The sequence below is a fragment of the Paulownia witches'-broom phytoplasma genome (assembly GCF_019396865.1).
Lineage (GTDB): Bacteria > Bacillota_I > Bacilli_A > Acholeplasmatales > Acholeplasmataceae > Phytoplasma > Phytoplasma asteris.
This window is the reverse complement of record NZ_CP066882.1, coordinates 418,464-441,672: the sequence shown is the minus strand read 5'-3', so window position 1 is coordinate 441,672 and position 23,209 is coordinate 418,464. Positions and strand designations below refer to the sequence as shown.

General features: G+C 26.4%; 25 protein-coding genes and 1 pseudogene. 16 read left to right on the top strand and 10 right to left on the bottom strand.

Translation table 11 applies throughout. The features are described 5' to 3' along the window. The first annotated feature begins 16 nt into the window (after positions 1-16). Positions 17-835: a hypothetical protein gene (locus HGD80_RS04875; RefSeq protein ID WP_225904431.1), complete on the top strand. Its 819-nt coding sequence runs from the start codon at positions 17-19 to the stop codon at positions 833-835. A gap of 227 nt (positions 836-1,062) precedes the next feature. On the opposite strand, the pseudogene HGD80_RS02295 reads toward HGD80_RS04875, so the two are convergent. The 10 genes and pseudogenes from HGD80_RS02295 to HGD80_RS02250 all read right to left on the bottom strand — a co-directional run. Continuing rightward, a pseudogene (locus tag HGD80_RS02295) lies at positions 1,063-1,693 on the bottom strand (AAA family ATPase); the annotation flags it as partial. A 118-nt stretch (positions 1,694-1,811) separates the two neighbouring features. After that, on the bottom strand, positions 1,812-2,405 hold the full coding sequence (locus HGD80_RS02290) for a hypothetical protein (RefSeq protein WP_219475548.1): 594 nt from the start codon (positions 2,403-2,405) through the stop codon (positions 1,812-1,814). Between the two features lie 59 nt (positions 2,406-2,464). Then, complete coding sequence (locus tag HGD80_RS02285; protein WP_219475546.1) at positions 2,465-2,662, bottom strand: hypothetical protein; 198 nt, start codon at positions 2,660-2,662, stop codon at positions 2,465-2,467. Beyond that, positions 2,652-3,068, bottom strand: coding sequence for a hypothetical protein (locus HGD80_RS02280; protein WP_219475544.1), 417 nt, complete (start codon positions 3,066-3,068; stop codon positions 2,652-2,654). Before HGD80_RS02280 ends, HGD80_RS02285 begins: the two co-directional genes overlap by 11 nt. A 537-nt stretch (positions 3,069-3,605) precedes the next feature. Continuing rightward, a complete protein-coding gene (locus tag HGD80_RS02275; RefSeq protein ID WP_219475542.1) occupies positions 3,606-3,764 on the bottom strand; it encodes a hypothetical protein in 159 nt (52 codons plus the stop codon). 73 nt (positions 3,765-3,837) lie between these two features. Then, positions 3,838-4,038 (bottom strand): hypothetical protein, encoded by a 201-nt coding sequence (locus HGD80_RS02270; protein WP_219475540.1) that lies wholly within the window; start codon positions 4,036-4,038, stop codon positions 3,838-3,840. A gap of 66 nt (positions 4,039-4,104) precedes the next feature. Continuing rightward, positions 4,105-4,320, bottom strand: coding sequence for a hypothetical protein (locus tag HGD80_RS02265; RefSeq protein ID WP_219475538.1), 216 nt, complete (start codon positions 4,318-4,320; stop codon positions 4,105-4,107). A 349-nt stretch (positions 4,321-4,669) separates the two neighbouring features. Next, positions 4,670-4,966, bottom strand: a complete 297-nt coding sequence (locus tag HGD80_RS02260) for a hypothetical protein (protein WP_219475535.1) — start codon at positions 4,964-4,966, stop codon at positions 4,670-4,672. 186 nt (positions 4,967-5,152) lie between these two features. Then, positions 5,153-5,806, bottom strand: coding sequence for a hypothetical protein (locus HGD80_RS02255; RefSeq protein ID WP_219475533.1), 654 nt, complete (start codon positions 5,804-5,806; stop codon positions 5,153-5,155). Between the two features lie 152 nt (positions 5,807-5,958). Then, on the bottom strand, positions 5,959-6,465 hold the full coding sequence (locus HGD80_RS02250; protein ID WP_219475531.1) for a hypothetical protein: 507 nt from the start codon (positions 6,463-6,465) through the stop codon (positions 5,959-5,961). A gap of 1,128 nt (positions 6,466-7,593) precedes the next feature. Between HGD80_RS02250 and hrcA the strand changes: the two genes are divergently transcribed. From hrcA to HGD80_RS02180, 15 genes are all read left to right on the top strand, one after another. Then, entirely contained in the window at positions 7,594-8,628 is a 1,035-nt protein-coding gene (hrcA, locus tag HGD80_RS02245; protein WP_219475529.1) for a heat-inducible transcriptional repressor HrcA, read from the top strand. A 286-nt stretch (positions 8,629-8,914) separates the two neighbouring features. After that, positions 8,915-9,685 (top strand): nucleotide exchange factor GrpE, encoded by a 771-nt coding sequence (locus HGD80_RS02240; RefSeq protein ID WP_219475527.1) that lies wholly within the window; start codon positions 8,915-8,917, stop codon positions 9,683-9,685. After that, a complete protein-coding gene (gene dnaK, locus HGD80_RS02235; protein WP_219475524.1) occupies positions 9,669-11,513 on the top strand; it encodes a molecular chaperone DnaK in 1,845 nt (614 codons plus the stop codon). Before HGD80_RS02240 ends, dnaK begins: the two co-directional genes overlap by 17 nt. Positions 11,514-11,664: 151 nt before the next feature. Further along, on the top strand, positions 11,665-12,732 hold the full coding sequence (gene dnaJ / locus HGD80_RS02230) for a molecular chaperone DnaJ (protein WP_219475521.1): 1,068 nt from the start codon (positions 11,665-11,667) through the stop codon (positions 12,730-12,732). Between the two features lie 306 nt (positions 12,733-13,038). Beyond that, positions 13,039-13,227, top strand: coding sequence for a hypothetical protein (locus HGD80_RS02225; RefSeq protein ID WP_219475519.1), 189 nt, complete (start codon positions 13,039-13,041; stop codon positions 13,225-13,227). A gap of 31 nt (positions 13,228-13,258) precedes the next feature. Next, complete coding sequence (locus HGD80_RS02220; RefSeq protein WP_219475517.1) at positions 13,259-13,900, top strand: hypothetical protein; 642 nt, start codon at positions 13,259-13,261, stop codon at positions 13,898-13,900. 333 nt (positions 13,901-14,233) lie between these two features. Beyond that, positions 14,234-15,289, top strand: a complete 1,056-nt coding sequence (gene ftsY / locus HGD80_RS02215) for a signal recognition particle-docking protein FtsY (RefSeq protein WP_219475515.1) — start codon at positions 14,234-14,236, stop codon at positions 15,287-15,289. 177 nt (positions 15,290-15,466) lie between these two features. Then, on the top strand, positions 15,467-16,834 hold the full coding sequence (ffh, locus tag HGD80_RS02210; RefSeq protein ID WP_219475513.1) for a signal recognition particle protein: 1,368 nt from the start codon (positions 15,467-15,469) through the stop codon (positions 16,832-16,834). Positions 16,835-16,982: 148 nt separating this feature from the next. Beyond that, on the top strand, positions 16,983-17,534 hold the full coding sequence (locus tag HGD80_RS02205; RefSeq protein ID WP_219475510.1) for an AAA family ATPase: 552 nt from the start codon (positions 16,983-16,985) through the stop codon (positions 17,532-17,534). A gap of 21 nt (positions 17,535-17,555) precedes the next feature. Further along, positions 17,556-17,681, top strand: coding sequence for a hypothetical protein (locus tag HGD80_RS05410; RefSeq protein ID WP_264081101.1), 126 nt, complete (start codon positions 17,556-17,558; stop codon positions 17,679-17,681). Then, positions 17,648-17,929, top strand: a complete 282-nt coding sequence (locus HGD80_RS02200) for an AAA family ATPase (RefSeq protein WP_219475507.1) — start codon at positions 17,648-17,650, stop codon at positions 17,927-17,929. The genes HGD80_RS05410 and HGD80_RS02200 overlap by 34 nt, the downstream gene beginning before the upstream one ends. Before the next feature lie 17 nt (positions 17,930-17,946). Then, entirely contained in the window at positions 17,947-18,111 is a 165-nt protein-coding gene (locus HGD80_RS02195) for a hypothetical protein (RefSeq protein WP_219475505.1), read from the top strand. 218 nt (positions 18,112-18,329) lie between these two features. Beyond that, on the top strand, positions 18,330-20,849 hold the full coding sequence (locus HGD80_RS04870; RefSeq protein WP_225904430.1) for a 5'-3' exonuclease H3TH domain-containing protein: 2,520 nt from the start codon (positions 18,330-18,332) through the stop codon (positions 20,847-20,849). A 242-nt stretch (positions 20,850-21,091) separates the two neighbouring features. Next, positions 21,092-21,922, top strand: a complete 831-nt coding sequence (gene mutM / locus HGD80_RS02185; RefSeq protein ID WP_219475502.1) for a DNA-formamidopyrimidine glycosylase — start codon at positions 21,092-21,094, stop codon at positions 21,920-21,922. A 53-nt stretch (positions 21,923-21,975) separates the two neighbouring features. Further along, positions 21,976-23,169, top strand: a complete 1,194-nt coding sequence (locus tag HGD80_RS02180; RefSeq protein ID WP_219475500.1) for a DnaD domain protein — start codon at positions 21,976-21,978, stop codon at positions 23,167-23,169. Positions 23,170-23,209 lie beyond the last annotated feature (40 nt).

Genomic DNA, 23,209 nt, shown 5'->3' with positions numbered 1-23,209 from the left:
TTATGATGATTATTTAATGCATAAAATAGATGAAAAAGGTAATATTAAAATACCTCAAAATTATTACGAGAAAAATAATGTTAAAGTGCCAAAAATTACTTTGCTTTGGGCTAATGCTTATGCATCTGTTATGAATAAAAATAATATAAAACATTATAAACATTTAAATCCAATTAGTCAAAACGTGCAAATTTTTAGACCATCAAAAAAAAATCTTTTATTTGAAAAAATTGAAATTAGTAAATGTAAAGCTTTTTATAAAGGTACTTTTGATAAAAAAGATTATGTCAATAAAATTGTTTCATATGTTAGTAAATATGTTTCTAAAAATGATAAACTAATTGAAACAAATTCTAATAAAGGAATTGATTTTTATAGTCGTCATTTGTTTGGATTTTCTCGTACATGTTTTACTTGTCCGCAAAAATCTTTTTTGGCATTATTTCCTTATGATATAATTAAAGAAATAGAATTAAGTCCATTTCCAGTGGTTAATTTTAATTTTTCTAATATATTTGAATGGAATATTAAACAAAGAGTTAATGGAAAAAATATTAAAATTCCACATAATTTGACTTTGTTGTGTAAATCTTATATGAATTCACAACAATTTCAAAATTCTAATTATTTTAGTTTAAATTTATCTGGTATTCAACCAAAAAATCATTTTCTTAATAAGAATTTTAAAAAATATTTTAAGTTACAAAAACTTAAATTAAAACTTAAAAAAGATTATGAAAAAAAAGATATTAAAATATTAAATAAAGTTGAATGTCAATATTGGTATAGATATCTTGAAAATAATTATATTCAAAGTTTTCAAATTTCATCTTAATTTAATTTGATTAAATTATTTTAAATTCAATATTTTTAGTTAATTTTGCTGTCTAATTATTAGACGGCTTTTGTTGTTGGAAAAAAATAAATAAAATTATTTATAAATTTTAAAAAACTTAAAAAACTTTAAATTATTAAAATTATTAATGTTATAATATAAGTAATAAGAAAAAGATTTTTTTTAAAAGAAACAATATTTTTAAAAAATCAGTAATCGCCTACAAAAAACCCTTGAGTTTTTTTAGCAATAGAAGTAAAATCAATGTTAACATCAATTTTTTTATTTCTGGCATGAACTTGTAAAATTGCTTTTCTTGCTTTTACATCAAGAAGACCTACAATAAATTGTCTGTCAAATCTTCCTGGATGAAGTAAGGCAGAATCTAGCATATCAGCTCTATTAGTTGCAGCCACCACAATAATACCTTGTGATTTAGTAAACCCATCCATCTCAGTTAATAATTGGTTGAGAGTTTGATCTTTTTCTTGCTCTCCTCTAGAATCATTACTCCTTTTGCCTCCTAAAACATCTATTTCATCAATAAATAAAACACAAGGAGCATTATATTTAGCTTCTTTAAATAATTCTCTTACGCGAGAAGCCCCAACTCCTACATATCTTTCTACAAATTCAGAACCAGATACTGCATAAAATGGTACTCCTGCTTCTCCTGCAAGAGCTTTTGCAAGTAAGGTTTTGCCAGTACCAGGAGCACCCGATAATAATGCTCCTTTAGGAATACAAACTCCCATAACAGCATATTTTTGGGGGTTGTTTTAAAAAAACAATCAATTCTTTCATTTCTTCTTTTTCTTCTTCATTTCCTGCAACATCTTTAAAACTAAATAAAGATTTTGTGAAGAAGAAATTTTAGGCTTAGATTTTAATTTTCCAGAATTTCTACGTAGTCCATGAATAATATAAAATATAAAAATCATAGAATGTAGATATACTATAGGACCAAATAAAACCCTTAATAAATTAGTTTTTTGTAGTATTCAAAAGGGATTTTAATTTTGTTTTCTTCTAAAAAATCTTTCTTTTTGTTAAAAAAACGGTCATCTGTAATTAAATAATAAGTGTCATTTTGTTTTATAATTTCTATTTTATAAATAGGTTCTGAATGAATAAAATCATTTTCTTTTTTGATAAAATTAATTTTATTAATTTCATTGTTTTTTATTTTTTTTGTATTTTTATCTGTTATTTTTTCTAAAATAATTAAATTTGCTTTTGATAATGCATTGGATTGTGGATTTACAGAAAAGCTTATATTTGAATCTAAAGCAGTTTGAAGATTTTTTTTATCTTCTTGCGATATATCGCTATTTTCAATGATTTGCAATAAATTTTCTTTTTCAGAAAAATTAATTTGTTTTTTGGCTTTAAGTTTGGTTAATGCTTCTTGCACCATTTTATAGCTTTTTAAATTTTGTATTTCTTCATCAATGTATTCATATATAGTATTATGACTTATTTTAGTTCCTGAACTTTTAAAAACAACATCACTTAAAAAAACAGGAGCAATTGATAATAAAAGAAATATAAACCAAATGCTACAAAACATAATTACTATAAGTAATGTTTTTTTAGTATTAAATTTTTTCAAAATGTTCATATTATTATTTATCCTGGATTATGTTTTTTGATTTGGTCTATAGCATTTAAAAGTTTGAAATAAGATGGAAAAAAATTAGTTTCTAATTCATTAGAAGGGTTTTGATAATTTTTTATTTTTTTAAAATTCATTAACATATTTTCTAAAGTGTTTATAGATTCTTGTTCATTACAATTGTCTATATGGAATCCATTATTAAAAACCATTATATGTTTCTTTAAAAGTTGCAAATATATCTAAAATATTATTTGAAGGTAAAGCTTCAAGAACTATATAATAAGGATTAAAAATTGATTCTAAATTATTTAATTTTCCTTTGATTAAATTTATAAATTGCTCTTTGCTCATTGCATTTTGTGTTTGATTTGGGTTGATTGGCTCAGGAATTAATATAATTTCTTTTTTATTATTTTGTAAAAAACTATTTATTTTATCTAATAAAGGTTGGAATTTTAATTTTATTGTGTTTTTATGGAATGCGAATTTAGCTTCTCTTTTGATAGGCAAATTTGAGCAAACATCTTTGAATTCATTACAATCTTTAATTGCGTTAATACTTTTATAAAGGTTTGACAAGAAAACATTATAATGTAAACTTTGATTTGTTAACAATGAGTCAAATAATTCTTTAATGTTTTGTGCTCCTTTTTTAACTTCATCATTATTATCTTGTTCTTCTTCTATTATTTTTTGGGGTGGTGTATTGTTAATTCTAAATGTTTCAAATTAATTAAATAAATCATTAATTAATTTTATTTGTTCTTCTTTGTGGAACAAGTTTGCACAATCAATGTTATTGGTATAAATTGTTTCCCAAGTGGAAGGTATTTCAGCTTTTAAGTCTTCTGTAATTTGTTTATTTTTTATAAAATCCAGGATTAAAAAAAATGAGGATTTGATTTTAGGGTTTCTGTTATTTCAAAAGGATTTGATGCATCCGTTAAAGAAAGTGATAAACTTTCAAATAAATCTTTAAGTTTATTAATTAAATTAATTTCTACTTGATTTGGGTAATTTGATTCTTCGGATTGTATTCTTTGATTTGTGTTTTGTGTTTTTGCTTCTTTTATTTAGGGATCGTTTTCAGAAATAAAAATATTAATTTTAGAAATAATATTTTTTATTTTTTGATGTGGGTTGCTAAGTTCTTTATATTTTGTTGTTTGGGGTGTTTTTTTGGTTTTGGGTTTCATTTTTATTTAAGTCTTTATTTAAATGTTTGTATGTAAAATAAAAAGCAAAACCAGTTAATAAAGATAATATTAAAATAAATAATATAATTTTAATTTGTTGTTTAGAAAAATTCATATAGTATAAAATAACCTTTCATATTTTTTTTGATTCATAAATTTATTTTTTTAAAATATATTGAAATTTATTCTTATATGACATATTTATTTTCAGGGTCTACAATATTATTTGTTAAATTATAGATAATAAAAGTTCGGATATCATATTTTTTATCCTCTTTAGGGATATTTAATTTTTTCATAAAATTAATAAAATCATTTTGGTTGTATTTAAAATTTAAATAAGGAACTTTGTCTTCGTAGCATTTTAAACCTATATCAAAAATGGGCATATTATTATTTTGTGCCCTAGTAAGTCTATCTTTGGCTCCTGTTATAAATTCTTTTGTTCTTTCGGTTTACCATTGGTGCCCTTCTTGCTTTTGTTTTATTTTTTCTTGAGCTTTGATTGCATTTTCTTGGGATTGTAATGTTTTTTCTTGAGCTTGGGAAGTAAATTGAAGTTCATCTTTAAATGTTTCACAAATTAATCTTAACCAATCAAAATTAATTTCTAAATTTTTAGTTATAAAGCGTATATAAGGTGTTTTAGAAGATATATTGCTATTTTTCAATATTTTTTTATATCAATATTATTGATTGTGTTTATAAAAGAATATTTTTCATTATAGTAATTATCATTATTGTTACAATTTGTATTTAATAATTCATCAGTGGCATCTGGTTTGCTAGTTTGTATTAATGAATAGTCAGCTTTAGAAATTTGACAACCATATTTTTCTTTAGGTTTTGTATTTTCTTATTCTAAATTATATAAATTCTTCAGTCCAAATGATATAATATGATGGCAAAATTTTACTTAATGTTTCAAAATATTTTTTTCAAAGAAATTTATTTTCCCATTAATATCTTTTTGAGTGGGATTCATTCCTTCAAAAAACAATACTCTCTTATGATATTGTTTTATAAATCTGGATAAATTAAATAAGGGGCAACAGTTATTTTATTAATATTATATTTTTTTAATTGGGATGGATTTTGTTTCGGCATTTCGGAATTTATAATTTGTTCTTTTATATTTGGAGGTTTTTCAAAAAAAGAATTAAATGCAATTTCATTTTTATTTTCTAATTTTTGATTTTCTTCTTTGATTTTTATTTTGTGTTTTGCGTCCAAATATGTCCAAATAATTATTAAAATAGATAAAACAGTAATTATGGATATTGTAATAGTAATATTTTTTTTATTTAGGGTTTTCATTTTTTAGTTACCTTTCATTATAAATTTATCTCCTTACCTTTATTTTACTCTTTTTTTTGCGTAAAAATTGCTCAAAAACAGTTAAAAAAGTGAAAAAAAATATACTTTTTGCCATATTAAAGGAGGTGATTTCAATTATATAATAAAAAAAAGACTCTCATTTATTGAGAGTCTTATTGATTTGGATTAATTTTTAATATTGTATATTTCTTTTAAAGCATTTTGGTAAGGTTGGATGTCTATTTGACTAAATTTATTTTTAGTTTGTAAATTGTGAAATAAATTGTTATGCCTTGTAATTGCTAAAGTTTGATCATTTTCTAATTGTTTGTTTTGTTGAATTAATTGTTGTAATGTATCACCAATGCGATTCGTTTTATCTTCTATTTTTCGTTTTTCTTGTTTGTTTGCTGCTTCGTATTGTCTTTCTAAAACTTTTATATCTTTATTTATTTTTTTGCTGCTCAATGATATGTCATCCATTTTGCTATTTATTTTTAAAATATTTTCGTATGATTCTTTTTCGTCTTTAGACATGAAAGACATTTGTTGTTGTTGGTATTGTTTGCGTAGTTCTTTTTCTTTTGCTTTTATAGGTAGAATTTTTGGTAGTTCTTTAAGTTCATTATTGGTAATATATTTTAGTCTTTTGTTAAAATTTTCTTGTGAGACTTCTATTTTATTATTTATTTCAGTTTTATTGTTATTTTGTGATGAGGTTTTTAATAACATCGCATCAGAATTGAATAATTGAGGTGTTACAAAGAAATAAAAAGTTGTAATTCCAATTAAAATTAAAAAGATAGTTGTAATAAGGATATATTTTTTGTTGCGGGTCATTTAGTTTGCTTTCTATTTTAAAAAGTGTTATTGTGTTTATCTTTGGTTCTTAATTTTATTTTATCATTTTTTTATTATTTTAATAATTTATTATTTTAAAAGTTTTTTTATATTATAAAGTTTTTCGGGTTGTAAAAAGATGAGTTAATGTTTTAAAATATGGGGTTGTCAGTAATTAAATAAATGTCTGATAATTGTAAATTGAGTATAAAATTTAGTTCTTTGGTGTATATTTCTAACATTTTTTCTTGAAATTGTTGAGTATAATGGATTTTATCTATTGTGTGTTTTTGGTTTTTTTGGATATTTAAATAACTATTATAAATAGAGCCTAATCCTTGTTTTTCAAAAAGTGGAGTTGTAGGATGATTACTATATTTGCTTTTACAATCTTTCCAAGTTTTAGTTAATAAATCATGGAGTATTTCATTTTTTATTAAGTCATAATTGTTTCTTGTTGTCTTTATTAAAATATTAGAATTTATTTGAGGATGATATTTTAGTTCTTTTTCTTTGGATAGTTGTAAATTGAGTGTTTTTGGTTCTTCTTGGTTTATTTCTAATGTTATTTCTTGTTGTATATGTGGATATAGAATTAAACCTAATAACAATATACTTATAATTACTAAGAATAATAAAACTTTAATATTTATTTTCAAATTATTTATTTTCAAATTATTTATTTTCTTTTTTTCTTTTATATATTGAAGGGACAAGTGCTTTCCCCACATTTATATTATAACTATTATTATGTAAAAAGTCATTATATAAACAAAAAAGACTATCATTTAAGATAATCTTAATATTGTTTAAGTAATTTTTTGTTAGTTTGGGATGGGGGATTGTGTTTAAATTCATTGTTATACCTCCCTTCTTTTATATTTTAAGTATATTGGCTGGTTGGGGGGTGGGTTTTATGCCTAAAATATGTTGGGAGGATAAAATATTTTGGGTATGTTTTAGTTTTTGAGTAGTTCGTTTATTTTGGATAGTTTGTTTTGGTAGTCGGAAAGCGATTTTGGAGACGGTCTATTATTCTATTAAATTGTGTTTCAAACATTTCAACTTATTTAATTTGCCCATCTAATATACCAATTTCGCGTTCTAAACTTTCAATTTCAATTTTGGATTCGGCAAGTTGTAATTCAATTGCCATTTTTTGTTCAGGGTTTAGGTTTGTTTTGCTTTTTTGTGTTTGTTAGTTTGTTAGTTTGGTTTTATGTTTGTTTAAACGTGTTGTTTTTTTTCATCTCTTTGTTGTTGTGGTTTTATTTGGGTGATTTTTTTCTTTTTCAGTTTGATAATTTTTAATTGAATCTTGGGTGGTTTTAATACTTGCTTCAATAGTGGTTTAAAGTTAAGGACCATTTCTAAATCATAAAGTTCCCCTTCGTATTCTTATTTCTTTTCGTTTTTTGTTTGTGGGTTTGATGTGGGTGTAAATGTTTGAGAAGGTCAGTAAGGATTTTGGTTGTTTTGACTTCCTGTATAAATTCCTTCGTTATTACTGTAATCAGGTTTGTAAGATTGTGTGGGTTTGGGGGATGTTGGTGTGTCATCAGGTTTAGTGTTTTGATTAAATAAAACTAAAACTTACCCCATTTAAGGATGCTTTTTTTCTTTTTTATATTATTATTAATTATTTATAATCACATTAAAATTAATACAAAATACATAATTATTAATATAAAATTAATAAAAATATAACAAAATGAAAATATAGGGTTGACATTCAACAAAAAAAGTAATACAATATTATTGGCAATCGTTAATGTGAGTGCCAAGAGGTGATGAATATGCTTTCAGATAGAAAAAAATTAATCTTAAAGGCTGTAGTGGAAAACTATTCACAAAAAGGACAACCCGTAGGTTCTAAACTGCTTACCCATTTGCCTTATCTTAAATTTGCAAGTGCTACTATTCGTTATGATATGGTGCAATTAGAAAAAGAAGGTTTTTTACAAAAAAATCATACTTCTAGTGGTAGAGTGCCTTCTTTTAAGGGCTATACTTACTATCTAAACCATTTATTAACACGTGATCATGATGTTGCTTGTATGTTTGAAAGCATTGACAAAGTGATTCAAAAAAAGCGTTTTTGTAAAGGACAAGTAATTAAAGAAGCTCTTAATTTGTTAAATAATTTAACTAATTATACTGCTATGGCAATTGGTTCTGATATTTTTAATAATAGTAAAATTACTAAAATTGATTTTATTCCTTTAAATAGTACTCAAGCTGTTATTTTGATTATTACTGATAAAGGAAATGTACAACATCAAAATATTTCTTTGGATCAAACAAAAGAAATTAGCATTTATGACCTTAAAGATGTAGTGCAAGTAGTAAATGATTTGTTGACAGATAAGTTTTTATCAGAAGCAGCCAATATTATTCAAAGTGATTTTTTTAAACAAACTATTGCTAAATATATTTGTTTTCAAGAACAATTAATTGCTTTGTTTATGGAAGCTTTTAGTAGTTTTGCCTCAGAGAATCTTTATTTTTCGGGGGTTTCTAAAATGCTTGAAAAACCTGAATTAAGTAATCCTGAAATTATTAAAAAATTTATGGGTCTTTTAGAGTGTAAAGAATTATTAAAAATTATGTTAAATCAAGATAGTTTGTCTTTTAAATTTTCTGATGGCTTGCAACTTACCCCTTTAAAAGATTGTATGATTCTTTCTATTCCTTTTGATGTAAATCCTAATGAGAAAGGAAGAATTGCAGTTGTAGGACCTTCGTGGATGAAATATCCTAAAGTTATTCCTATTTTGGAATATTTGGCAGTTCATTTATCTAAATTAAACGATCAAGAATAACAAATAAAAAAATAAATAATACAATAAATAATTGTAAGATAAAATATAAGTAATAATTGCAATTACAACAAATAACAAATAACAAATAACAAATAACAAATAACAAATAACAAATAACAAATAATAATTAATAATTAATAATTAATAATTAATAATTAACAATTAATAATTAATAAGTAATAAGTAATAATAAAATAATTTATTAAAAAAATAACTAAACAGGCTGCCAAAATACTTGTAAGTAACTTAATAAAAACATAATTATATCAAGAAAAGAGGTTTCAAAATGTTTTTAGAAAAAGACCAAGATAACTTAGATAATTTAGAAACACAAGCAAAAGAATTGCATAAAGATTGTAAAGAATGCAAAAATTGTCAAAAAGAAGAAACTAAAACAACAAATAAAGACAACCAAAAGGAAGATGAAACTGTTAAAAATCAATCAAATCAATCAAATCAATCAAATCAATCAAATCAATCAAATCAATTAAATCAAACTAAACAAACAAATAACAAACAACAAAAACATCAATCAAAAGAAAACAGTCATCTGCAAATTACTAAATTACAAACTCAAATTAAAGAATTACAACAACAACTTACCCAACAAAAAAAAGCCTTTGATGAAGAGTTGTTAAAAAATCAAGCAGAATTGATTAACTTTAAGAAAAGAGCCCAAACTCAAAAAGCAAATGAATTAAAATATGCATCAAGTAATTTTATTACTAATTTATTAATGCCCTTGGAACAATTAGAAAAAGTCATTGATATGCCTACACAAAATGAATTTTTGCAAAAATATTTATTAGGATTTAAGTTGTTACAACAACAAATAAAAAAAGTGTTGCAAGATGAAGGAGTAGAAGAAATTGAGGCCCTTAATAAGCCTTTTGATCCTGCTTTGCACCACGCTTTAGAAACAGTGTGCGACCCTAAAAAACCTGATAAAACTAATTTAGCAGTTTTACAAAAAGGTTATTTATATAAAAAAAGAATTTTAAGACCAACATTGGTTAAAGTAAATGAATGGAGTGATAAAAATGACAAAAACGAATAAAGTTATAGGTATTGATTTAGGAACAACTAACTCTTGTGTTGCTGTAATGGAAGGTGGCGAGGCAAAAGTTATTCCTAATGCTGAAGGTGGAAGAACAACTCCGTCTGTAGTTTCTTTTAAAGGTGATGAAATTATGGTAGGAGAAATTGCCAAACGTCAAGTAATTACTAATCCTAATACTATTAGTTCTATCAAAAGACACATGGGAGAAGCTAATTATACTGTTAATGTGGGTGGTAAAAAATACACTCCGCAAGAAATTAGTGCAATGATTTTGGCAAATTTGAAAAAAACTGCTGAAGATTATTTAGGAGCTCAAGTAAGTGAGGCAGTAATTACTGTTCCTGCTTATTTTAATGACGCTCAAAGACAAGCTACCAAAGATGCAGGTAAAATTGCAGGCTTAAATGTTAAACGTATTATTAATGAACCAACTGCAGCTGCTCTTTCTTATGGCGTTGACAAAGGTGATAAAGAACAGACCATTTTAGTGTTTGACTTAGGAGGAGGAACTTTTGATGTTTCTATTCTAACTTTGGTTGATGGTACTTTTGAAGTGCTTTCTACTTCTGGAGACAATGCTTTGGGAGGCGATGATTTTGACTTACGTATAGTAGATTTCTTAGTGCAAGAATTCAAAAAAGAAAATAGTGTTGATCTTTCCAAAGATAAAATGGCAATGCAAAGATTAAAAGATGCTGCTGAAAAAGCTAAAAAAGAATTAAGTGGTGTTACTTCTTCACAAATTTCTTTGCCTTTTTTAACAATGAGCGAAGCAGGTCCACTTCATCTAGAATACAATATGACTCGTGCTAAATTCAATGAACTTACTAAAGATTTAATTGATCGTTGTTTGGCCCCTGTAAAACGTGCTTTAAGTGATGCCAAATTAGATATTGAAAAAATTGATCAAGTGCTTTTAGTGGGTGGTTCTACTCGTATTCCTGCAGTACAAGATTTAGTTAAAAATGAATTGAAAAAAACTCCTAATAAGAGTATTAATCCTGATGAAGTAGTTGCTATTGGAGCTGCTATTCAAGGAGGAATTCTATCAGGAGACGTTAAAGATATTTTACTGTTAGACGTAACTCCGCTTTCTTTAGGAATTGAGACTTTGGGTAATGTCTTTACTAAATTAATTGAAAGAAACACTACCATTCCAACTTCCAAAAAACAAGTCTTTTCAACTGCCGCAGACAATCAACCAGCAGTAGATATTCATGTTTTACAAGGAGAACGCCCTTTAGCAGCTGATAATAAAACTTTGGGGAGATTCCAATTAACAGATATTCCACCAGCACCGCGCGGAATTCCTCAAATTGAAGTTACTTTTGACCTTGATGCAAACGGAATTGTATCAGTTAAAGCCAAAGATTTAGGTACTAACAAAGAACAAAAAATTACTATTTCAGGAAGTGGTGCCCTTAAAGAAGAAGAAATTCAAAGAATGATTAGAGAAGCTGAAGAAAATGCTGAGGTAGATCGTGTGAAAAAAGAAAGTATTGATGCGCGTAATGAAGCAGAAAATATGATTTTCCACACTAAAAAATCTTTAGAAGATCTAAAAGCTGACGTTACACTAGAAGAAAAAGACAAAGTTGAGACTCAAATAAAAGAATTAGAAGAAGCTCTAAAAGGAGACGATACTGCTTTAATTAAAGAAAAAACTGCAAGTCTTACTAAAGAATCTCAAGGAATTGCAATGAAAGCTTACCAAAAAGCTCAAGAAAAACAAACACAAGAAAAAGGTACGCAAGAAAACACTACTGCTAAAAATGAAAAACCTCAAGACGAAGTAGTAGACGCTGATTTTGAAGAACAAAAATAATCAATAATAAAAACAAAACTAAACAAAAACAACCATAAAAACAACCAAAAAATATACAAATACAAAAACAACCACAAAAAACAAACTATAAAGAATAATGAAATCAAAGGAAAAGCCCCCTTAGTTTTATTATTAGGAGAAGTTAGTTACAATGACAAAAAAAGATTATTATCATATTTTGGGTCTAGATAAAGACGCAAGTCCTGAGGACATCAAAAAAGCTTATCGTAGTCTTGCTAAAAAATATCATCCTGATATTTCCAAAGAAGCTAACGCCGAGAGCAAATTTAAAGAAGTTCAAGAAGCTTATAGTGTTTTAGGAGATGCTTCTAAAAAAAGTAATTATGATCGTTTTGGTGATGCTTCTGATAACGGTTTTTCTGGCTTTGGTGGCGGTGGTTTTGATGGTTTTGATTCCTTTGGGGATTCTTTTTTTAGTTCCTTTGGAGATATTTTTGGTAATCAACAAACTAAAAAACCTTCTTATGATAAAAAAGTAGAAATGACTATAAGTTTTATGGATGCTGTTTTAGGAGCTAACAAAACTATTGAAATTACTGTAGAAGCTGATTGTAGAGTTTGTCATGGTAAAGGAGCAGTTTCCAATCAAGATGTTATTACTTGTAAAAGTTGTGGCGGGACTGGACAAATTATTACTGAGCAAAGAACTTTTTTAGGCAATATTCGTTCTCGTCAAGTTTGTCCTAATTGTAGTGGTAAAGGACAAGAAATTAAAAATAAATGTTATGCTTGTCACGGACAAAAACGTCAAAAAGTTAAGCAATCAGCTACCTTTAATATTCCTGCAGGGATTCAAGAAGGAATGTCTTTGCAAGTTCCTGGGAAAGGAAATTTTATTCCTTTAAGTAATAATCAAAAAGCAGGAGATCTATATATTACTTTTAAAGTGCGTCCTCATGAATCTTTTGTAAGACGTGAATATGATATTATTTTAGAAATCTTTATTACTTTTCCAGAAGCTGTTTTAGGAACTAATATTTTGATTCCTACTATTTATGGTGAAGTAGCTTTAAAAATTCCTGCAGGGATTCAATCAGGCAATAAATTAAGAATGAAAAATAAAGGAGTTGCCCATCTTAATTCTTCTTATCGTAAAGGTGATCAGTATGTTGTTGTTCATATTAAAACTCCTAACCAATTAAGTTTAGAAGAAAAAAGATTATATCAAAAATTATTAGATTTGCAATATCGTAGTTAATATAAGTAATAATATAAGTAAATAGATATTAATACAAAAATAATACAATATTAATAGTAAATAATAAAATAATAAGGAGACCAACTTAAAAGTTGGTTTTTTTGTTATGTAGCAATTTAATGTTTAAGTTTTTAGAGTTTTACATAGTTAATTTTAATTGTATTATGATGAATAATAAAATTAACTACTCATTAAATATTTGAGTTATAATAAAGGCATAAAGTCTTTTATTATATTTAAGTTAGAGGCTTTAGAACTTTAACAAATTTAATTTGATAATTCAATTTAATAAAGAGGTGAAATAACATGTTTTTATTAGATAATCTTAAAGAAAAAATTAAAGATAATAAAAAATTAAGTTCGGTTGCAGTTTATCGTAGAACAAACCATAAAAGAGTTATTCAAAAAACTTTATTATGGATTAGTTTAATGCTTTTATTTTTGGCACTTTCTTATGCAGTTTTATGGCATGAATTAGTTTTTGCCCAAATTTAGGTGAAATAAAAAAACAATTATTTTTAAATATTTGTATCTGCCTGCTATTATAAGTATTATTGCTTTTGTATTTGCTTGTTTTTCTTCAAGTATAGCAAGATTAACAGCTCCTGTTTGTCTTATTGCTTTGGGGATATTTTTAGGGATGTTTATGGGTTATTTATATGTTCGTTTGAATATATCACATACATTCGATTTGACTGATAAATTACTAATACATAAAAATTTATGCCTAACTATATTGCTTTCGTTTATTTTTATTTTGATGAGTAATTTTGCAATTACTATTTTACTTTATTATAAAAAGTTTAAAAAACAAAATAATCAACAATTAATTAATAAATTTGCTTTTGTAGTTTTTAATTTCTTTGTAATTACTATGTTTTATGTTGTTTTATTTTATGGGGTTGCTTTCCTTTGGTTGGCATCAGTTTCGCAATTAAGTCAACTTTCATCCTTATTTGACCCTTATTTTATGTTAGTGCTCCTATTTGTAAGTCTATTTATTTCATGGGCGTCTGTTTATATTGCAGGAGCTTTAGTTGTCTTTGATTATATTATCAAAAAACAAGTAGATAAAAAATATGAAGCATCTATGGCTTTTGCTTTATGTCTGTTAGTTTTTTGGCCTCTTATTAAAGTTTTATGGAACTTTTGTAAAAAGGAGGATTAATAATTAATATTATTTATAAATTTAGAACAGGAATTAATTTTTAATTTCTGTTTTTTTTATGAAGTATTTATTATTTATAATGTTGTAATTATTATTTATAATGTTTTAATTAGTCAATTTTGGAATTTGAAATAAAATTTGTTAATTGGGGTTATAATAAAATTCTTTTTATTGTTTGTTTTGGTTTTTTTAATTTATCCTTAAATATTTTATGATAACAAAATCCCCAAACCCTAAAAAACTCAATCAAAAAGCAAGTATTTTAGTTATAATAATTGGGTATAAGTTTTTTATTTTGATACCTTAATTACTTTCAAAAAGGAGAGTTTATAAATGTTTAAATGGTTGAAAAGTAAATTTTTTAAAAATAAAAATAATGATAAATATCAACTAGGTCTTAAAAAAACCAAAGCTAGTTTTCTAGATTTTCAAACTCTTTTGAAACAATCTAACAATATCGAAAAAACCCTATTACAAGCATTAGAAAGTTTGTTAATTCAAGCTGATTTTGGTACTAAAACCACTCTTTTTTTGATGCAAGCTATCAAAGATGAAATTAATCAATTTCAAATTAAAAATCCTCAAAAGCTTCCTTCTGTTGTTGTTTCTAAAATGTTTGATTTGTATCAAAATATGAAAGGTATGAAAGGCATATTAGAAATTCCGCAAGAACAAGAAAAAGAACAAGAAAAACAAAATCAAGATTCCAATCCAACAAATCCCAAAGACAGTTTTCAATCTCAAAATAACTTGCCTCAAATGTATTTGTTTACAGGAGTTAACGGAGTAGGAAAAACAACTACTATTGGAAAAATGGCTGAAGCACTGAAACAAGAAGGTAAAAAAGTATTATTAATTGCTGCTGATACTTTTCGTGCAGGTGCAGTAGAACAACTCCAAATTTGGGCAAAAAGAGTAGGTGTTGAAGTTTTTTGCAAGCCTTTGCCAGCTCATCCTGCAAGTGTTATTTTTGAAGGCATCCAACTTGCTAAAAGTCAAAATTATGATATTATTTTGTGTGATACTGCTGGAAGATTACAAAACAAAACTAATTTAATGCAAGAATTAGCCAAAATTAATCGTGTTATTTGCAAACATTTGCCCGCCTCCAATTTACAAACTTTTTTAGTTTTGGATGCTACTACAGGGCAAAATGCTATTAATCAAGTTGATTTGTTCAATCAAGCAACTCCACTTTCAGGAGCCATTTTAACCAAGCTTGACGGCACTTCCAAAGGAGGGATTGTTTTTGCAATTAAATATTTATACAATTTGACCACTAAATATATTGGTGTAGGCGAAAAATCCCAAGATTTAATTACTTTTGATGTTAAAAATTATCTTTTTAATTTATTTGAAGGTTTTTTTACTTCTGAAGATATTTTATAATTGCTAATTATAAAGAAAAAATAACAAATAACAAATAACGAAAAACAAACACAAAAAAACATAAAAATTTATTATATCAAAAATAACGAATTCAAAAATATTTAAAAAAACATTGCCCCAACAAAAAATTAAACCCCACAAAAACAAATTTCACAACATCAAAAAGGAGATAAAAATATGAGTATATTAGGTGAAGGCTTACAAAAAGTTATTAACAAAATTAGAGGAAAAAAAATCCTAGAACAACAAGACATTCAAAACATTATGCAAGATATTAAAGTTTCTTTGGTAGAAGCTGATGTTCATTTAAAAGTTATTGATAAGTTTAATGAAATTATTGAAAAAAAGACTTTGAAACAAGAAGTTTTAAAAGGACTGAATCCCAAAGAACATATTATTAAAATCGTAAACGAAACCCTAATTCAAATTTTGGGTTCTACTCGTGCAGATCTTACTTTTAAGCCTAATTGTAATTTGGATACTTTAATGTTAATTGGGTTGCAAGGAAGCGGTAAAACGACTACTGTAGGAAAATTAGCTCTTTGGTTGCGTAAAAAAAATAGTAAAAAAGTTTTGCTTGTAGCTTGTGATATTTATCGTCCAGGAGCAGTAGAACAATTAAAAGTTATTGGTAAACAAATCAATATTGATGTTTTTTCTAAACCTGACACTGCTGTTTTAGATATTGTAGATGCAGGATTAAAACATGCTTTGCAAGAAGGATATGATGCAGTAATTATTGATACTGCGGGGCGCCTTGATATTGATGAGACAATGATGCAAGAATTGCAACAAATTAAAGCCAAAGCCAATCCTTCAGAAATTTTGTTAGTTGTGGATTGTCTTTCAGGACAACAATCTGCTAATACTGCTCAGTCGTTTCATAATCAAGTAGGAGCAACTGGAGTTATTTTGACCAAAATGGATGCAGATACTAAAGGAGGAGCTGCTTTATCAGTAAGAGCAATGACAGTTCTGCCTTTAAAATTTGTTTCTTCTTCAGAGACAATTGACAGTTTAGAGCCCTTTAATCCTGATAGAATGGCATCTCGTCTTTTAGGAATGGGAGATATTTTAACTTTAATTGAGACAGTTACCGATAAAATTGATCCTCATCAAAGTAAACAAATGATGGAAAAATTATTTGATGATAGTTATAATTATTATGATTTTCAAAAACAATTAAAAACATTAAAAAAAATGGGTTCTTTCAGCAAATTGTTAAGTTTTATTCCTGGATTAGTTGGTAAGATGAAACAACTTTCTGCCAGTTTAGGTGATGATGGATTTAATAAATTTGAAGTTTTAATTCAAAGTATGACTAAACAAGAAAAGAAAAATCCTCAATTAATTGCTTTGAGCAGTAGACGTAGACAAAGAATTGCCAAAGGTTCTGGTAATCAATTAAGTGATGTTAACAAGCTAATTACCCTTTTAGAACAACAAAAAAAATTAGCTAAGCAAATGCAACATTTTGATGATCAAGATCTTGATAAATTACAAAATGATCCGATGGCTTTTTTTCGTGATATGGATAATAAATAATTAAAATTATAAAATCTTTTTATTAAGTATTTTTGTACCCTTTAATATTTTTATAAAATCAACTTTAATTTATCATTAATTAAAACAAAATGAATAATTATTTGTGTGTTATATTAAATAATAAATAAATTACATTTTTTATTAAAAATTGCTGCATTTTTATAAAATCCAAAAGGAATACAAATATGAACCTATTAACTATAAAAGTAAAGAAAACTTTTTTAAAATTTTTATTGGCACTTTATTATTTATTTTAACAACCACTTTAACAATTTATTTTTCATATAACTTATATCATGAATACAAACAACAAAAATTTAAAGAATATCAAAAACAAATGGAACAATATGATGCCAATAAACCTCCTACTAAATTTAGCGCATATCCTTTAGTGTCCCAACGTTGTAAAGAAACAAATGATGATATATTAAACAATATAAGTTTTGCAAACATAATTGGCATGGAAACTGAAAAAGAAACTTGTAGTCGCATTTTAGCAATTGTATCTCATCCTGAATGGTTCCAAAACGCAGGAAAAATCAATAAACCCAAAAGACTCATACTACACGGAGTCCCAGGAACAGGTAAAACATTATTAGCAAGAGCATTTATGTCACAAGCAAGACAAACCTCCCCTTCCACTGATGCAGGCTGTTTTGAATTTACCCCCTACGACTTTATCACCAAAACCCGCGAATAAGGAATCGAAATTATAAGAGCGATGTTTGATTTCATTAGAGCTGAATGGCATCTAAACAAAAATAATGGTATGGGAGTAATTTTCATCGATGAATGCGACCAAGTATGGGAAAAATGGAACTTATCAACCAAGAAGACCAAAAAATGAAAGACATCTTAAACGCCTTCAAAGCCGAAATTACTTCATTAAGAAACCACTGCCCCCACAACCCTGATGCTTTTATTTTCGTAATTGTAGCCACTAATCACTTAGATCAAATAGACGATGCCATCAAATCACGCCTCAACTACCACATAGAAGTTAAACCCTTAGATACAAATGGTAGAAAAAAATTCTTAGAATTCTTAATTGAAAAAAAACACCAATCACCTCAACTGCAAAAGAATATTTATTAACAACAATTAATGATGCATTGGAAAAATTAACTGATAAATCCAAAACAGGACAACGCACTATGGAATATCTTTTAGATGATGCAATTATCAATGCTCACTACGAAACCCAAGGGCAAAGTGACATTAGAATTGAAGACTTAAAAAAATCTTTTAAAGTTATTTATGGATTTGTTTTGCCTTAAAGACTTCATTAAAAAACTCATTATAATTAAAATTATAAAATCTTTTTATAAACGCAATAAAATAAAAACCCAAACAAAACCTTGTATTCTAAGAAAGTTTTTCCAAACTTTCTTTTTTTAATATTATATTAATTATTTTCTTATAAATAACACAATCATTATTAACTTATAATCCAATTTTGGCTATTAGCTAAACGATAAAATAAATAGGAGAAACAATGAAACATTTAGTTTTAGTTGATGGTAATTCGCTTTTATTTCGAGCATATCACGCAACTGCAAGCAAATATAAACCCCTTTTGCAAAATAAAAAAGGGATCTACACTAATGCTCTTTTGTCTTTTATTAGAATGTTTGAAAAAATTTTAGAAGAAACGAAAGGCTATATTTTAGTAGCTTTTGATACTCATAAACCTACCAAAAGACACCAATTATACGATGCTTACAAACAAGGAAGACCAGAAACACCTTCTGCATTGATTAGTCAAATTCCTTTGATTAAACAATATTTAGACCTAATCGGCGTTAAATATCATGTCCAAGACGAATACGAAGCCGATGATATTATAGGCACTTTAGCTAAAGAAGCAAGCAATCAAAATAAGACAGTATCTATTTATTCAAGTGATCGGGATTTATTGCAATTAGTAGATGAAAAAATTACTGTTTGTTTGCTTAAAAAAGGATTGCGTGAAATTAAATGCTATACACCTCCTACTTTGTTTGAAGAATACGGTCTTAAAGAATATCAAATGATTGATTATAAAAGTTTAATTGGTGATCCTTCTGATAACATTAAAGGAGTATTGGGAATAGGACCTAAAACTGCTCAAAAGTTATTACAAGAATACGATTCCCTAGATAATTTGATGCAAAATTTAGACAACATTAAACCTATTTTAAAAACCAAAATCCAAAATTCCCAAGCTGATTTAGAACTTAGCAAAATAATTACCGCAATTGACCTTAAAGTTCCCTTGCCCTTTGATTGTATGCAAACAGAAATACAAATACGTTTGGCGCAAAACCTTAAAAATTTTTATGAAGAAATGGATTTTAGACGCTTAGCTATTACCAAATATGCAAGAATTGAAAAAGAACCAAATACCACAAATACAAATGCAAATTATAATAATAAGGAAGCATCCCCCAAATCCAAAGAAGTGCAAGAAGTAGAAAAAGATAGCAATTTAGAAAATGATAATAATTTAAACCAAACAAATCAAAACAGACCTATCAACAACAACACCACTAACAATAATGACAATAACGCTCCAAAAGTTCAAGAACAAGGCGCCAACCCACCTCAAAACAATTTTCATTTTCAAATTATCAAAGACCAAAACTCTCTAAATGCTTTTTTGGCTCAAATCCAACCACACCAAATTTGGGCTTGTTTTTTTGAGTTAGAAAAAGAAAATGACTCAAATACTTTTTTGCAAGGAATTGGTTTTTCCAATGAAAATAAACATTTTTTTATAGATGCTAATTTGGCTTTTGATAATAATAACTTTTGCAATTATCTAAAAGATGCTAATTTTTATAAAATTGTTTTTCACAATCAAGCAACACAACTTTTTTTAAAAACAAAACATCAAGAACTCAACGGAGTTATCTTTGATTTAGTTTGTGCTTCTTATCTTTTATTTCCTTTGAAAAATCTTGAATTTAGTAATATTATAGCCAAAATAGATATTTTGAATAACACAAATTATGTAAGCCAATTATCTCAAAACATTTTTATTTTAGAGCAAAAAGTAGCTTTTAAAGCTTTTTTATTACACGCCATCAAAAATAGCTTTTTGCATCATTTAAAAGCTCAAAACCAATTATTTTTGTTTCAAGAAATAGAACTTCCCTTATCAAATATTTTAGCCCAATTAGAATATGAAACTAATTTAGTACAACAAAAACAAATAATAGAAGCACAGCCAATAGAAAAAAATACGGATGAAAAAATAGAGACACAACAAGAAAAAATACCAAAAACAAATCAAGGGCAAGAACAAGAACAAGCACAAGCACAAGAAACTCACATCAACCAATTAAAATCATTCAAAGATGTTTTTGGGTATCAAAATAGTTGTTTTTTAAATATAATAAACAATAAAAAATCTTATAATTATTTAATTAATGATAATTTTTTTTGCTTTTCGTTAAAAATTTTAGCTACTTTAGGAAATATTCAAAAAATTAAAAATTACTTTAAAATTGAAAACAATCATCTTTTAAATTATGAACAAACCTTACAATTTTTTGTAAATGCGCCCAAATCAGAAATCAAAAAGGACTCTCAAAAACTTTCTGAAACAACGAATTTTGATGTGGATGCGTGGATAAAAGCAATTATCCCTGAATTAAATATTTCTTCGAATTGTGCCCAAGATTTTATCCATCAATATTTAAGTTTGGATGATGAAATTATAAATTATTATCAAAGTTTATTACAACAAATCAAAGAAAAAAAATATGCATTAACTTTATTGAAAAGAAAAGTTTTTTTTGGTAATCAAAAATTAACTCCGAATTTTGATTTAGAAACATTATATGTTTTTTTACAAGAAAATATTTTAGATATGAAAAAAATTGTCATATTGCAATTATTGCGCCATTTAGAACGAAACAATGAAACTGCTAAAATTACTTATTTTGCTTTAAATGATTATTTGCAACAAAACATAGATTTAATTTCTAAACATTTGAATTATTTTTTTATTTTAGATAATGGTAATATTTAATTGGACAAATCTTATTATTTATAATTTATTTATAATTTATTTATAATTTATTTATAATTTATTTATAAAATAGAAATGTTAAATATCCAAATCAATAAAAAAGCAAAATAAAAAAGCAAAATAAAAAAGCAAAATAAAAAAGCAAAATAAAAAAGCAAAATAAAAAAGCAAAATAAAAAAGCAAAATAAAAAACATAAGAACAATTGCAATCCAAAAACAAAGATAAAAAAGGAGCAAATGCATGCCAGAATTACCTGAAGTCCAAATTATTGTAGATTTTTTACAAACACAGTTAATAGGAAAAAAAATTGTTGCAACTAAGGTATTTTATGAGCCTGCTGTTAAAAATACCAAAGAATTTCAAAAAATTGAACAAACTACCATTTTGGATATTCAAAGAAAAGGTAAATTTTTATTATTTTTTTTAACTCAAGAATTAGTTTTAATAGGGCATTTGAGAATGGAAGGAAAATTATTTATCAAACCTTGCGATGAGCCTAAACACAAATACGAACATTTTGCAATTATTTTGGAGGATAAAAGTTCTTTAAGATATTATGATTTTAGGAAATTTGGTAGATTTGAAGTTAAGAATCAGAACATTTTTTTAACCCAAACTACCTTGCATCAACTAGCCTTAGATCCTTTTGAAATCAATCCAGTTGTTTTGTATCAAAAAATATTAAAGACCAAAAGCGCTTTGAAAAAAGTTTTATTAAATCAAAAAATAATTTCTGGATTAGGCAATATTTATGTTAATGAAGTTTTGTTTTTAGTAAAATTGCATCCTGAAACTAAAGCTTGCGAACTGTCTTTGGAACAAGTGCAAGAAATTGTAACAATTTCCCAAAAAGTACTTACCAAAGCCATTAAACTGGGCGGAACTACTGTAAGTACTTTTGAATCTCAGCCAGGCATTATAGGCTATTTTCAAAACAAATTACAAGTGCATGGCAAAGTTAATAAGCCTTGTATTAACTGTCAAACTAAAATTATCAAAATCAAAGTTGGCGGCAGAGGCACTTATCTTTGTCCTGTTTGTCAAAATCATAATCCTAATAAAGAATTATAATTGATTTATTTTCAACTATAAAATAGATCAATATTTTTAAAAAAGAGGTTTTTATGCTTAGTCATCTAAATTTATTTCAAATCAAAAATTCAGTTTTTTTGTCGCTTGAAGACCATCAAAGCCTAAGTTTGCTTTATCAACCACTAATAGGCACTCATGCGCTTGGTATTTATCATATTTTAGCAACTCTAAAACCTAATATTTTTTATCAACATCAATTTTTATTTGATTTGAGTGCGGTTTCAAAAAATGATTTTTTAGAAGCACAAGAAAAATTAGAAGCTCTTAATTTACTCCAAACTTTTTGCAATTCCGAAACCCAAGAAAGAATTTATTGGCTTAATTTGCCGTGCAGATCTCAAGAGTTTTTTAAAGACCCTCTTTTTAGTAATTTTTTATTAAGTGAAGTGGGGGAGGCTACTTTTTTGAGTTTGCAAAATCATTTTAGTAAAGAAGCTTCCACTAAAAAAAATAATTGGGACGCTTTTCAAGACATTAGTAAAAAATTTGATGATTTGTTTCAAGTGCAAAAAATGGATTTACCAACTGATTTTACTTGTCCCAATAACCAAACAAATTCTTCTCCAAGACAGTTTTTAAATAACGCTTTTGATTATAAATTATTTTTGCAAAAATTGCCCCAACGTTTCAAAAAACCATCTTTAACTTGCAATCAAACAAGTGATTTTATTCAAAAATTAAGCTTAGTTTATAATTTAGATGAAGCTACACTTTCGGAAATATATCAAAAAACTTTTCCAAAGCCCAGCGAAATCGAACTATCCAAATTAAGCCTAGGTGTAAAAAGATATTATCAGATACATACTCAAAATCAAAATTTGGTTTTTGCGAAAAAAACGCAAGATAATGAACAAGATACGATTGCTTTGCTCAAACGTAAAGATTCTACTCAAAGAATTATTATAAATCATTGTCCTAAAAATATGCAAGCCACTGCGGCTGATACTGTTTTTCAATTTATGGAAAGAAACAATTTAGAACCGGGGCTAGTCAATGTGCTTTTAACTTATATTTTGGAACGAAAAGGCTTTGTGCCCTCAGTGGTTTATTTGGAAAAAATCTTAAAATCTTGGGAGCAAAAAGGGATTTTTGATACTGAAACAGCATATGATTTTTATATGGAACAAGAAAAAAACCAATCCCAAACCAAGTTTAGATCTAATTTAAAAAAACCACAAATTTCTCCTAAATGGTTAGAAGATTTTAAAAAGAAAAAACAGTCATAATTTTTTGGATGATTTATTATTACAAGGAATCAATTCAATT